Origin of the sequence: Rheinheimera fenheensis (assembly GCF_039871805.1) — a bacterium.
GTDB lineage: Bacteria > Pseudomonadota > Gammaproteobacteria > Enterobacterales > Alteromonadaceae > Alishewanella > Alishewanella fenheensis.
Genome location: NZ_JBDPJM010000004.1, coordinates 206,403 through 219,838 on the forward strand (window position 1 = coordinate 206,403; position 13,436 = coordinate 219,838).

The 13,436-nt window shown below is 41.1% G+C and carries 14 protein-coding genes; 6 read left to right on the forward strand and 8 right to left on the reverse strand.

The window, feature by feature from the left end; genetic code table 11:
* Positions 1-127: 127 nt before the first annotated feature.
* The 5 genes from ABGI61_RS08330 to ABGI61_RS08350 form a co-directional block, all read right to left on the reverse strand.
* Entirely contained in the window at positions 128-907 is a 780-nt protein-coding gene (locus ABGI61_RS08330; protein WP_347599697.1) for a MipA/OmpV family protein, read from the reverse strand.
* A gap of 326 nt (positions 908-1,233) precedes the next feature.
* A complete protein-coding gene (locus ABGI61_RS08335; RefSeq protein WP_347599700.1) occupies positions 1,234-1,758 on the reverse strand; it encodes an outer membrane beta-barrel protein in 525 nt (174 codons plus the stop codon).
* A gap of 148 nt (positions 1,759-1,906) precedes the next feature.
* Positions 1,907-2,470: a DUF1349 domain-containing protein gene (locus tag ABGI61_RS08340; RefSeq protein ID WP_347599703.1), complete on the reverse strand. Its 564-nt coding sequence runs from the start codon at positions 2,468-2,470 to the stop codon at positions 1,907-1,909.
* 40 nt (positions 2,471-2,510) lie between these two features.
* Positions 2,511-3,464, reverse strand: coding sequence for a LamG-like jellyroll fold domain-containing protein (locus ABGI61_RS08345; RefSeq protein ID WP_347599706.1), 954 nt, complete (start codon positions 3,462-3,464; stop codon positions 2,511-2,513).
* Positions 3,464-3,916 carry a hypothetical protein gene (locus ABGI61_RS08350; protein ID WP_347599709.1) on the reverse strand — a complete coding sequence of 151 codons (453 nt, stop codon included), beginning with the start codon at positions 3,914-3,916 and terminating at the stop codon, positions 3,464-3,466. The genes ABGI61_RS08345 and ABGI61_RS08350 overlap by 1 nt, the downstream gene beginning before the upstream one ends.
* Before the next feature lie 182 nt (positions 3,917-4,098).
* Between ABGI61_RS08350 and ABGI61_RS08355 the strand changes: the two genes are divergently transcribed.
* Both ABGI61_RS08355 and ABGI61_RS08360 read left to right on the forward strand, forming a co-directional pair.
* A complete protein-coding gene (locus tag ABGI61_RS08355; protein WP_347599712.1) occupies positions 4,099-5,487 on the forward strand; it encodes an amidohydrolase family protein in 1,389 nt (462 codons plus the stop codon).
* Between the two features lie 30 nt (positions 5,488-5,517).
* Positions 5,518-6,909 carry a pyridoxal phosphate-dependent decarboxylase family protein gene (locus tag ABGI61_RS08360; protein ID WP_347599715.1) on the forward strand — a complete coding sequence of 464 codons (1,392 nt, stop codon included), beginning with the start codon at positions 5,518-5,520 and terminating at the stop codon, positions 6,907-6,909.
* 65 nt (positions 6,910-6,974) lie between these two features.
* Here the strand turns inward: ABGI61_RS08360 and ABGI61_RS08365 are convergent, their stop codons facing one another.
* The 3 genes from ABGI61_RS08365 to ABGI61_RS08375 form a co-directional block, all read right to left on the reverse strand.
* On the reverse strand, positions 6,975-8,321 hold the full coding sequence (locus ABGI61_RS08365; protein ID WP_347599718.1) for a GAF domain-containing protein: 1,347 nt from the start codon (positions 8,319-8,321) through the stop codon (positions 6,975-6,977).
* Between the two features lie 8 nt (positions 8,322-8,329).
* Positions 8,330-8,812 carry a hypothetical protein gene (locus tag ABGI61_RS08370; RefSeq protein ID WP_347599721.1) on the reverse strand — a complete coding sequence of 161 codons (483 nt, stop codon included), beginning with the start codon at positions 8,810-8,812 and terminating at the stop codon, positions 8,330-8,332.
* Between the two features lie 76 nt (positions 8,813-8,888).
* The gene (locus ABGI61_RS08375; RefSeq protein ID WP_347599724.1) at positions 8,889-9,563 is read right to left on the reverse strand and encodes a hemerythrin domain-containing protein; all 675 of its coding nucleotides are present in this window, start codon (positions 9,561-9,563) and stop codon (positions 8,889-8,891) included.
* A 199-nt stretch (positions 9,564-9,762) separates the two neighbouring features.
* Between ABGI61_RS08375 and ABGI61_RS08380 the strand changes: the two genes are divergently transcribed.
* From ABGI61_RS08380 to ABGI61_RS08395, 4 genes are read left to right on the forward strand one after another with little or no spacing between them, the layout of a single operon-like run.
* Positions 9,763-10,083 (forward strand): NIPSNAP family protein, encoded by a 321-nt coding sequence (locus tag ABGI61_RS08380; RefSeq protein WP_347599993.1) that lies wholly within the window; start codon positions 9,763-9,765, stop codon positions 10,081-10,083.
* A 7-nt stretch (positions 10,084-10,090) separates the two neighbouring features.
* On the forward strand, positions 10,091-11,650 hold the full coding sequence (locus ABGI61_RS08385) for a calcineurin-like phosphoesterase C-terminal domain-containing protein (RefSeq protein WP_347599727.1): 1,560 nt from the start codon (positions 10,091-10,093) through the stop codon (positions 11,648-11,650).
* Positions 11,634-12,074 carry a RidA family protein gene (locus ABGI61_RS08390; protein WP_347599730.1) on the forward strand — a complete coding sequence of 147 codons (441 nt, stop codon included), beginning with the start codon at positions 11,634-11,636 and terminating at the stop codon, positions 12,072-12,074. Before ABGI61_RS08385 ends, ABGI61_RS08390 begins: the two co-directional genes overlap by 17 nt.
* 50 nt (positions 12,075-12,124) lie before the next feature.
* Entirely contained in the window at positions 12,125-13,405 is a 1,281-nt protein-coding gene (locus ABGI61_RS08395; RefSeq protein ID WP_347599733.1) for a flavin-containing monooxygenase, read from the forward strand.
* Positions 13,406-13,436 lie beyond the last annotated feature (31 nt).

Sequence of the window (13,436 nt, forward strand, 5' to 3'; positions counted from 1 at the left end):
TTGGCTCAAAACTCTTTAATATTCGTTTCTCCACTAATTAAACTGCATTTGAGGTCACTGCCCAATGAAAAACATAAGGGGTTTCCACCTTCTGTCTTTCATTAGGTAATGTGCTTGTTATGATTAACTAAAACCGGTATACATAAGCCAGTAACACGCGTGCTGAGCCAGAATCTTCAACAATCGGACTGTCTTTCAAATCACCACCGAAACGGCGATATTTTGCGCTGGCTAAGAACGTGTGGTTTTCGCCGAATGAGTACTGATAATCGACACCGATATCGAAGTTCATCGTTGCATCCGGCGTATACTGAGGGCGTGTTTCTGTTGCTTCAGAACCGCTTACACCATAGTAGTATTCCATCATATCGGCGCCGTAATATTCAACTTCAACCCATGGTGTTAAGATACCGGCAGCAAAAGGCATCGAATAACGGTATTCAGCAGCAGCCCGGTTTCCGTCGTGAGTGTTTCCAACATCACGCAATGCTTTCACACTGAATTGACCCCAATCTCCGAAAGTGCGTATATTAAAGCCGGCATAGAAAGTTCCCTCACGCTCGGCCATACCGTCTAAGAAGTCACTATCACCGACTTCAAAGCCATCCATCCGAGTTTCGACATGGATACCTACGGAGTAATTTTTTCCCAATAAAGCTTTATACTCTGCCTGTAGGCCCATCAAACGGAAGCGCTCAGACTCGATATATAAAATTGGCGTTGGATCTGTCTCTCGGTCCATGCCCACATAGCCTTCATCTTCGGATAACAGGCCTAGACCCAGGCCATACACCCAGTCAGAGCTGTCTTTAGTAAATTCATTTACAATTTGTGTTTCAGCAAAGGCGGCACCGGTAACGCTTGCCATAGCCATGGTCATGAAACTTGTTTGGATTAACTTACGCATTTTTACCTCGTAACGACATAAAGTTGGCATAAGTCTACAAAACGGAATGTCCTGAAAATGTCCAGAAAGCATGGTTTGGATGTGGCAAACGCTTATCTTTCAGGTTATACACATTCCCGTGTGGGACTTAGGTTGAAAGTGGGAGGGCAACCTAGTAAATGTCTCATTTTCCCAAAATCAATTTACAGTCCAATAAAAAAACCGCCCGAAGGCGGTAAAAGGTACATCAGGAATGTGTTACAGAGTACAACGAACCGAATATGTAGGGCACGTTATACATACAATATCATTTCGAACTACGCGACAACGCTAAATAAACTTAAGATTTAAAACTTGTATTCTAAACCAATAGCTAAGCTGTCAACTTGGTCGTATTTTTCGAAACTCAAATTCAGTGATACATCGTCAAAAACATTAACTAAAGTACCAACACCATAGCCAAACTCGTTTGCAGTATCTGAAAATGACTCGCCGTCTTGGCGTATAGAGGATTTAAATTTACCGTAAGAGGCTAGAGCGTATACGGTTACCTTATCGAACACCTTGTGTTCTGGACGCAATGAAACTGAATAATAGTTGTCGACCTCATACTCTACAACCTCACCAAATAGCTCAACATTTTCAGTATTGGTGCCAACACCAACGTTACCAAAAAGCGTAACTGCAAGGGTTGTATCGGCAAACTTATAGCGATATCCCAACTGCACAGCAGCAGCTCCGCTATCAATTTCATTGCCAGCAAAAGATTGCGAAAAATTATTGTATATAACACCAACAGTCATGTCTGCTTGAGCGCAAACAGGCAAAGCAGCTAACACGGAAATACCTAGTGCCGAGAGTGTAAACTTCATATCAACCTCATGATTTTTAAATATTGACCTGACTAACGACGAATATGATAGATTCTTATGGTTGACCAAATTACTAAATCAAACCTAAAAGAATGATATGCAACAAGCCAGACTTGATAAGCGACTGATTTATATATAATTTATTGCGTCAATAACAAATCTGAGGGCTGTCAAAAATTACCTCATAACCAGAACCTTTTGGGCTGCATGCGTAAACGCCAATATTTAAAGCACCATCAACATACAAATGAGATATGTCTAAGATCCTAATCCGCTGCCAATTTCCATCAACCAGGCCGAATAAAAGAGCATCATTTCGACAAATTATGATTTTGTAGGCATTATGTTTTGATGTTACCACCTCCTGGGTTGCCCAATCCGAAAGTCCCGCTTTAGTATTGACTGAACCAAGCCATGAGCTTGCGTGATTTTCAAACTCAGTAGACAATTTAAGCCAGTTGAATGCGTCTTTGCGAATCATTAGACCTGCTTGATCATATCTTGAGTGAGGATCCGATCTGAGACTCACTTGAATCTCGATAGCATGAGTTTTAAACGTGCTGAACAGAAAATGTCCATTATCAACGCGCATGTCGTAATATGTCTCTTGCCAAAAATCAGTATTTGGATCAGTCTTAATAGACAGTACTGAATCATTGTGATTTTCGACTAGGCTAGGCTTATTAAGCCACTTAAAAACTGAAAAATTCAAAGCATACCCATCCTGAAAGAATTAACTCAAAGCAATGACATTAGTTTACTTTGTCCTTGCTACCATTCACCGACCACGACGAGTCCATACGATAGAGAATTAATTGTCTTTGGCCCGTTTTATCAAATCGATCCGCAGCGACTGGGCCTACACCTTCAGAAAAATCGTACCAAGCTAATAATCCAGGGGTTGAGTTTAATGGCTGCCTATTTATCAGGTTGAAAATCTCTTCCTTATTTAACGCTTTATTCCAGAACCGGATGTCGTCTATGTGTCCCTTGTAGTCTTCATATTGGGTAAAATAAAAACCCCATGCGGTCATAACTTCAGCACCCCAACTCCAACCGCCGAGGTTTTCAGGATCTTTAGGATGCGGAACTGAATCCCAGAATTGCCTCATGTTGACACGAGATGATATGAGTTGCTTTGCTATCAAATTACCATCGACCCATAACTCAAGAGCTGCCTTTCCATCTTCAGTCCACCTGCGGATACAGATTACCTGATGCCAATTCCCATCTAACAAGCTTGGGACAGTATCAGCCGGATACGCTTGAATCGCCCAAGTGCGACCATTTTCTGGCACCTCTGGACTGCCATCAGAGAATAACCAACGCACTCTACCACCACCGTACAATTGCAAACTAAATGAGCCTTCTCTGGTGTGGTTCAAAGCAAACCCTTCAGGTCGGCTATGACCATCTAGTAGCCAGTTTCCCTGTAACCACCAACCTGGCGTTGAATAAGGTGCGGGATCAGCTGAAGACCAGTTTGTTAGTTGGTCGAATGTGCCTCTAGGTACCGAGCCAACAGGAAAGGAATTATCAGGCTTTATCCAAACCTCTAAGCTAAACTCTTCTTTGCCAAAGTCAGATGGAAGTTGACGTTGGTCTAAAAAATCGAAGTTTGTAGGCGAGGATTTCCCAAAGTAAACTGAATTAGCTTGGCAAGATAATGGTAAGACAACAGATAGCAAAACAAAAAACTTTAACATTAGTTCTCTCCGACAGATTGTAACCAACTAACAGCATCGATTCTGCTGTGAAAAAACTGCTGATAATTACAGGATATCTTTTCCTGATAATTTTGCATTTTCGAAACATCGTGGTGTACATTTGCAAAGGCCCAACACTTGGCCTGTGGATCACTAACGACATGATAGTCTGTGTTTTCGAAAAGCTTGATAAAAGCAGGCACCATTCCATGTTTTAACAAAAAAGCGGGGATAACCTCTCGCATCTGCTTATGGGCATCGATATCAATCGGCTCGTAACCAGTTAAATCAAGTAACAACTTGAAGTTACCAACAACCGCTGCAGAGTTAAAACATCGTACAAACCCATTCGCCCAATGTCTTACAAATTCAGTGTCGACAGTACCTGACAAGCGAGTGTCCAAAATATTTGTCTCAGGATGCCATGCAGTATGATGATTCGGAGTTTTCATTCGCGTCAGTCCTATGATTTTCGTCTTGCTTAAACCATAACCCTAAAGCTCATTTTGGTAAGCTAAAAAAGACTTAATCTGCTTTAAACACAAACAAGTATATTTTTAGGTAAAATTTAGCTTTCATCAATTAAATGACTGTCTAAACTCTGTTCTAATTAATTGTCTAAGAGCTCTGTATTATGCGATTTCTAGCAGTTTTCCCTTTTCTACTCCTTTCATCCTCACTAGCAGCAAAGTGCTATGTAATTGATAATGTAAATGTCATCAGCATGGTGACTGATTCTGTCGATTTTAATCGCAGAGTAGAGGTCAAAAATGGGCTAATTACGACTATTACTGATAGTCCTACGTTAGCGCCCCCTTTGCCCAAAGAGTGCATTATTATTGACGGCCAAAATGGTTATCTGATCCCTGGTTTAATCGATGCGCATGTACACCAACATAGACCTGAGATTGAAGACTCTCTAACCTTATTTAAACTCCATGTTGCAAATGGTGTTTTGGCCATTAGAAATCTCGCTGACTTTCCAGGGCAAGACGCAATTGAAAGTAAGAGAAGAAGTGAGCTAATAGAAGTCATCGCACCTAGATATCTTACTTCGGGCATGCATTTAAGCGAAGATAACTTAAAAACGCCAGACGATGCAGTTAAATTAGTAAAACTGCACATAGATAAAGGATATGACTACATTAAACTACGCGGTAATCTTGAGAAAAGTGTCTATCTCAGATTACTGGACGAGGCTTATAAAGCTAATATCCCAGTAATTGGTCATGCACAAAGGCACTTGCCCTTGAACTACAGCTTGCGTATGCATGAACTTTCCCATGTGGAAGAACTTGTCGCAATTGCAATGCAAAATGGTATTACGCCTGATCCGAAGCATAACAATAAAGTTGACGAAATCGTTGCAAAAATTAAGACAAGTGGAATAGCTATTGTCTCTTCACTCAGTATCATTGCAATGATCCCCCACTACACCACTGACATCAAATTCCAAAGTCTTAAGAAAAGAAGCCTTACTCGATTTATGGCATTCGAAGAATATGAATGGTTTACCAACAAAAACAACCCCTCTTATCAAAGTGCGCATTTCAGAACAGCATTTATGCAGAAGTACATTTCTGACTCGCACATACTCTCACGACAATTTACTAAGAAGCTTGTTGAAGCAGGGGTTCCAGTAGTAGCAGGTAGTGACAACCTAGGGTTTCATATTGCCGGCTTTTCACTACATGATGAACTTGAGGAAATGGTTTTAGCAGGACTAACACCGTTTGAAGCATTAAAAGCGGCGACCGTCACTTCGGCTCGGCATCTAGGATTACAACCGATACAAGGCACAATTGAGGAAGGTAAAAGAGCTGAGATGGTGTTACTTGAAAAAAATCCACTTGAACGAATCAGTCATGCCCGAAATCCTAGCGGGGTTATGACAAAAGGAAGATGGTTGGGCAAAAGAGAACTTAATGCTTTGTTATGCAGCGCAGCAAAAGACCGGGAAGCGGCCTGGCCAGCTGAAGTGCTCCAGAAAATCTCCCCTCTTACATTTTGCGAAAAACGTTAATTCCCTAACACACTAGTCAAGAGCAGTATTATGCAACCAAAAGATATTACACAAAGTGCTTTCGATGCAGTACGAAGAGCATCTGACTATGCCAAAGAATATGTCAGCATCATTCATACCCGCAATGTTTTTCCTACTCAAAGTGCGCTGAACGCCCTGACAGAGATTGATATAACACTACCAAAACAAGGTACTCCCGCAACAGCAGTACTGGATCAACTTCATTCGTCTTCGGCATCAACGGTGGCTACGACTGGAGGCAGATATTTTGGACTAGTTGTTGGAGGTTCAAGCCCAGCTGCAATGGGGGCTGCAATTTTAAATGCCGCTTGGGATCAAATAGCAATGCTAGAGTCCTCTTCACCTGCTGCTATTCATTATGAGCGCATCGCAGCAAAGTGGATTCTTCAACTGCTTATGCTACCTGTTGGTTGTAGTGTGGGCTTTACAACCGGCACTTCAGCAGCAAATATTACATGCTTGGCGGCAGCGAGAGAATATCAATACCAAAAAATAGGTGTTGATATTGCTAAAGTGGGTTTGTCCGGTGCGCCTAAATTAAACATTATAGTTTCTGAGCAAGCCCACGTGACTATACACAAAGCATTGAGAATACTAGGGTTTGGTGACAAACAAATACAGAGAGTACCATGCGACAGTCAGGGTCGTGTCATTTCCGCGTATATACCCAATGTTGGCCCAAACACTATAGTGTGTTTACAAGCCGGCAATGTGAACTCTGGTGCTAGCGACAGATTTAACGAGATTATACCCAAACTTAAAGACTCAGGTGCTTGGGTGCATATTGATGGAGCATTTGGATTATGGGCCTCTGCATCTGAGCGACAAAGACACATAAACTATGGTGTTGATTTAGCCGATTCATGGGCTGTTGACGGTCATAAATGGTTAAATACACCATACGATTGCGGCCTTGCGATTTGTCGACACCCCAAAGCCGTGCACAGTGTAATGACCACTGGGGCTCCCTATCTTACTCGGGATGCTAGCATTTCGCCAAAAGATGTGGTGCCTGAATTTTCGCGGCGTGCAAGGGGCATCGAAGTGTGGGCAGCAATCAAGGAAATGGGGCAAATTGGAATAGAAGATCTAGTTAACCGGTGTTGCGAACATGCTCAAAGTTTAGCAAACGGTTTGCGTGAGATTGGGTATGAAATACTTAACGAAGTCTCACTAAATCAAGTTGTGGCCACAATAGGCTCAGTAGAGCAACTCAGAAAAATTCACGCCTTTGTACAGAAAAGTGGAGAGTGTTGGTTCGGTTTAACCGTATGGAACGGAAGAGATGCGTTTAGATTAAGTGTTTCAAGTTGGGCCACCACGAGCAAAGATATCGAAAGAACACTGGCCGCTATCAAATATTTTACCAATCAAGTTTTGTCTGCTTCACCGACAGAGTGAATTTTACAACGTCAACAGACCTTATCTAATTAATATTCTTGAATAACTGAATAAGCATTATTCGGTTATTCATTTTCAAGTCTTAGCACTACAACTGTCGATAAATTTAAACAAAAACATCCTCTTCCAGTTTTCTTAATTGATATTTCCGGGCACCTTTCAGCTAAACGGCGAGAAAGAAGTATTAGCCTGGCATCGAGGTTATCAGTAATATCAGGTAAAGGTAGATTAGCACTGGTCCTCAGCAGTTTATTACTGAACTCAGTCTGCTTTCTGTGAGTGTATGCATTAAGCAAATGCCACAATATAGCGCCCGCCACCCCCTTAATAAGGTAAACATCGTTGATAAAAATGCTATGGTCTCTTTTGTGATAACTCACCGTGATGTGCGGTTGCTCACTCTTAATCTCATCAATTCGGTCCAAATCTTCAGAAGTTTGTGTACCATCGGCGAACTGAAGCAACTTCATACTATCTGCGACCTTAGAACATATAGCTTGTAAAACGTCCTCAATGTCATATCCAAACACAGCCTGTTGTAAGCTCTCCATGTAAAGCACACCCAGCAATGTTCCGTTACTGATTAAAGGCACGGCTAGCTGACTCTCTGGCATCTCAAGACCGGGATAAGCAATTCTGCTTTCCAGATCGACTATGTTTGTTTTACTTTCTCGGTCCTCCAATTGCCTGCCATATGAATATTCTGAAGAAGCAAACATTATTCTAATCGGTACTTTGGTCTCAGCGGCAACACCAATTACACCACATCCAAAAGGTATTTCTGAGCCAACTCCTGAGCTTTTATATCCCATACTGCCAAGCATATATAGTTTACGGGCATGATTATCGGCAATTAAAAACATGCAGTGTTGAATACCAAATTGAGACTGTAAATTTGATAGCAACACATCTATAAGATTTTCTTGATTCAGATACTTATCTATCGCAGTTATGGTTCTCTGCATAGCAGGTAGCAATGATGAATTTTGATTCTCCACCGGTAACTCATGTCCCTGTACATGCTCAATCTTTTCAACTCTATATATGTCAGAACCTTTCAACCTGAAAACATTTTGCATTCCCTCGTGAGATGCTATACCGGCAAGCTTTGCCTTCATTCTTTCAAAAATAGGGCCCGAGGTGTGTGTAGCGATATATCTAAGATCTAAACGGTACCTGGCTGAAGTCTGCGGATCCATAACCAGAAGGTTAGCAAACGGATTGAGGATAATGTTTTCACGAGTTTTATTGAAAAACTGAAAAGACAGTGCAACATGCGATGAATCTACATACAACGCTTGCGAAATCATACTAACATTTGGAACACCCTCCGGAGAACATGTTGAGAGTGCTGAGGGCACCAAGCCCTCCAGACAGTTTCTGATATCATCAATTGTTACTTTATTCATCATAAACTCTGCTAAATAGTACCAAGAAGAGTACCAGCAAGCCGTCCTGGACTCTGATCGTATAATTGCTGAGGGCTTAAAGTAATAACCTGTAAATCTGCTGATTGACAATAACAGAGCGTATGCACATATGACGGGGGTATATTATAAACTCTAAGCCGTTCAGTAAATTTTTTTACATAATCTTGATGAAGCTGTACGTCTGATGCAACGGATGTCTCAATAGTTGCATTATTAGACTTAATTTGAATGGAGCGATAGGTTTCAGGATCCGTGAACACAACTGCAACAGCAGTTTTCCGTCCAATATGTTCAATTATCTCTCTTGCCTGGGAACCAGGAATTAACAAACTAATTTTTTGTTTTACGTTATCGACTCTTGCACCAACACACCTGACGATACTGGTCCTGAGGCTTGATGTAACGCAGGACAAGTGCAGTGAAACATGGCTAGATAAGAAAGCTGACAGCTCTTCATCAATTAGCTTCGACATAAATGCACCTTACTAGATTTCGCAGTTCATTTTAGCGAGTAAGGTGCAAAAGGTACATAACGAAAAGGACAGAACTCTATATAGCTTTTAACTCAGGCTTAAGCCCTACTTCATCGACGAGCTGAATCCAGGCTTGCTCGCTTACAAAGTCCTTAAGGGCAACAACTAAACTTCTAAAGCGCTCTGCCGGCATTGCTACTTTCATAGATCTGAGCATAGATAAACGTTCAGACTGGCAGATAAACTCCAAAATCAACATCGTAAATTCAAAGGATTCCTCTTCGGTTAAAGATTGAAGAATTGCAAGCTCTATTGCTACGATTTCTTCGTCGCTGTAGTAATGCCATAGCAGTCGATTTACGTCAGTCTCCTCGTGGTGCATGTGATAGAAGTTTTCTGCAACAAATAAGCTAAACTCGATATACAGCACAAAAAAGTCATTTTCAGCATAACTATTACGCACTTGCTTTACTTTGTTTTCGAGTGTTCTTATATGCGATACATGGTGCTCGTGATCTTGCTCACTCTGCAATGGCCCGGGGTGACCAATGCGTGCCAAGGCGGCATGAATGAAATTATTCTCGTGTTTGAGATGTAAGCTACACAACCTTAATACATTATGCACCCCGTCCAACACAGCATCGCTTTCCTTCCGGTTCCTGTCGTTTACTTTGCCAAGCTCAACTAAAGCACTACTTAGCGCTGCACGTAATCCTTTGTGAATAAACTTATAAATACTGTAACGTTCCACTGAACACCTCTAACTGATATCACACTATTAATGTGTTAACGATACTCGGTTGTCAGAGAGCTGATCGCTAAAAATCAGATAAATATGCAAATGCAAGAATGTAATAACCACAAGTAAAACTAGGTTTATTTTAGTAAAAAAATAGGCTTGGAAGCAGCGGTTTGTGACTAATATTTGTGCTCAAAAACTGGAGTCTAAAATGATAACTTGCCATATCAAATACGAAATTTACCCAGAAAAAGTATTCGAATTCGAACATTACGCTAAGCTGTGGCTTGGGCTTGTAGAGAAATTTGGCGGTATCCATCACGGCTACTTTTTACCGTCAGAGGGTGCAAATGACATTGCGTATGCCATATTCTCTTTTAACTCATTTACTGATTATGAGAAATACAGGAAAGATTCATTAGCTGATGCAGAGTCTATCGCTGCATACCACTATGCACGTGACACACAGTGCATCAGGCGATACGAGAGAAGCTTCCTAAGGCCGTTACTGAAACTCCCGTCTCAAGTGTGAATTCGATATGAAAGTACCCTCTTTACTTACCGCATTAATAAGTCTAGTGCTTCATTTTGACGCCCTTACATGCGAGATACATGGGAAAGTGTTTTTCGATGAGAATGAAAACGGTGTCCTTGATAACCACGAAAACTTGTTACCCGACGTAATGCTGTCCAACGGTCTAGACATTGTTAGTACACAACACGATGGAGGCTTTACCTTAAAACGCGCCAGCGGAAACTTTATATTTGTAATTGATCCAGCGGGATATAGGTCGCCACTTAATGCACTTATGCATCGGAATTTTTATCAAACCATTGATATAGAACATTCTTGTGATTCAAACCTGCATTTCCCTCTGGTCAAAACTGATATCAGCGAAGATTTCTCATTTGCAGTATTTGCAGATCCCCAACCTGATTCAGATAAACAATTAAACTATTTCAAACAAACTATTATCAATAGATTTGAAGGTGATGAAATCGATTTCGGCATTACTTTGGGTGACTTGGTTGCTAACGATCTAAACATGATCGAGCCAGTACTGAAGTCTACAGCATCACTGCAGAAACCCTGGTATACCGTGATTGGTAACCATGATATAGATTACTCATCCAAGTCTGATGAAGAGAGTTCTAAATATTTTGAACAATTGCTTGGCCCCAAAACTTACGCATTTATACAAGGTAAAGTCGGTTTTCTCATTCTAGATAATGTCCGCTATCCAGACCCCCGGGATGGTATAAGGTATCAAGCGGATCTAAGTGCGCAAGATCTCCATTTTGCCGTTAACTTTCTCCAACTTTTGCCAAAGGATTATGCATTAGTTATAGCTTTTCACATGCCGTTGGATGACCAATTTGATGGATGGAATCTCACATCTAGGGAAACACTTATCTCTCATCTTAACGACTTTAATAAGGTATTGATTTTGTCTGGTCACACTCATCTACAACAAAATTTGCTCCACAGAAATGAAATAGGTCGACTCAATGAAATACCGATAAACGAGTTTAATGTTGGCACTACTTCTGGTGACTGGTTTAAAGGGGAGCTCGACAGCAAAATGCTCCCACTCGCACAAATGCGTGATGGTACTCCCCAAGGTTATGCTGAGGTTCATTTTAGTAACACTCAATACACTTTTAAATACGTTGTAACGAGCGAGCACTTTACAGATGATTTCAATATCTATGCGCCCAAAAGTATCATTCATGGACAGAGACGCTCTCCATGGATATATGTTAATCACTATATTGGTAACGAACTAACCAAGGTTGAATTTAGAGTTGGCCCCTCCGGCTGGTTAAAAATGGAGCAAGTCAAAGAGTACGACCCTTCGTACCTTGTAAACCTTTTTAAGTGGGATGTGCTTAAAGAGCCCTTCCCAGGCAATAGACCCAGTAACCCTGAAATATCAACACATTTGTGGAAAGCAACACTTCCCAAAGATCTCCCCTTAGGACTTCATATAATTGAAGTTAGAGTGACTGACATGTTTGGCGTCGTATCGACACAGCAACGTGAAGTTAGCGTGATAGCAATTAAATCTGGAGAGACGCAAAGTGCGAGCATCAATTAACCAAATTATTACTTTTGTGTGCCTACTTAGCCTACCTTACATATCGAAAGCTGAAGAGATAGAGCGTTATTTCTCTATGCCGTTTCAACAAGAAATTGGATATGCACAGGTAGTAAAGCACAATAATCTTTTATACGTTTCGGGAATAATTGCTAAGGGAGCGACCCTAGAGGAACAGCTGGTTTCGGTTTACAAAGCATTAGAGAAAACACTCAAGAGTCATGGGTCATCAATGTCAGGCGTTTTGAACGAACGTATTAGTGTTCTTAACATTGATGATTTAATCAAAATTCAAAAAGTGCGCCGGCAATTCTACCCAGAAGGTTTGTATCCTGCGTCAAGCTGGTATCAAGTAAACAGACTTTACACGCCTTCTGCACTTATTGAGGTAGAGGTGATTGCCACCACTTTAGTGGCACACTGATGAGTAGTCACGTTACGTCGACTTGCAACATTGGAAACTCAAGTAAATATATGACATTTAAAGCTTGTATTATTGGAGCCGGCCCATCGGGATTGGCAATGGCTAAAGCGTTTCGAGATGCCTATATTCCCTATGAACAATTTGACTCTCACACCGAGGTTGGAGGGCTCTGGGACATTAACCGTCGCAATACACCACTTTATGAAGCAGCTCATCTAATATCAAGTAAAACCAAATCCTCATTCTCAGATTTTCCCATGCCGAGTGATTACCCTGATTATCCACATCACTCTCAAGTATTTTGCTATTTGAAAGATTATGCAACTCATTTTGATTTATACACCAATATCACCTTTGGTGTTCGCGTTTTAAAGTTAGAGATTAAACAAGGTTTGAGGTGGTTAGTTCATTTCAGTGATAACACCGCTAAGCTCTACGATGCCGTTATCTGTGCGACAGGTGCATTTTGGCAACCTTACATTCCTGAAATAGCTAATTCCTTTCAAGGTGGTAATATGCATTCGATTGATTATGTCTCAGCTAGAAAAATTCAATCTGATAATATTATGGTGGTTGGCTCAGGAAACTCCGCAATTGATATCGCATGCGAGTTAGCAAGACATCACTCGAATGTCTTTCTATCTATCAAAGATGCGCGCCACTTTGTACCTAAACATATGTTTGGTGTCCCTATTGATACGCTTTCGTCTGAACATAGTCTTATGCCGGATTGGCTCAAACGCATTACCACAAATGCACTGTTAAAGATTTGCATTGGCAACCTGAGTAAATACGGCCTCCCCGAACCTACTCATAAGTTATTGCACCAGCCAGCCATCCCCAACACAGAAATATTCCATCATATTACGCATGGAAGAATCAAAATTCAGGGTGAAATTAACAAAATATCAGGGAAAGAGGTCCTGTTTTTTACTGGAGATAGAGCTCACGTTGAAACCATAGTTTGGGCAACAGGTTTCACTGGACACCAAAAGTTACTTGAGGACTTTGTTAACTACAAAAACAGTAAAAACGAGCTTTATTTAGGTTTCATATCAAAGCGTTACCAAAATTTATTTTGTACCAACTTCTTTGAGTCAGACACCGGTCACTTTGAATTATTTGAGACCATGGCAACGACAACAGCGATGCTAATTCTGAGGCAAAATAGAACTGGAGAAAACCCACATAAGGAGTCTTTTGTTCACAGCGTGCTGGAACACTACAGCAACGAGTTTTCGGGTGTGAAGAGCGATCAAATTGGTTCCAGATTTTATAATAGCAGGAAGTGGCGTCTATGCGCTAAGGACTTCGCAAAGCTATTAAACTAGAACAGCTCTAACGTATAGGAATCCACTACTT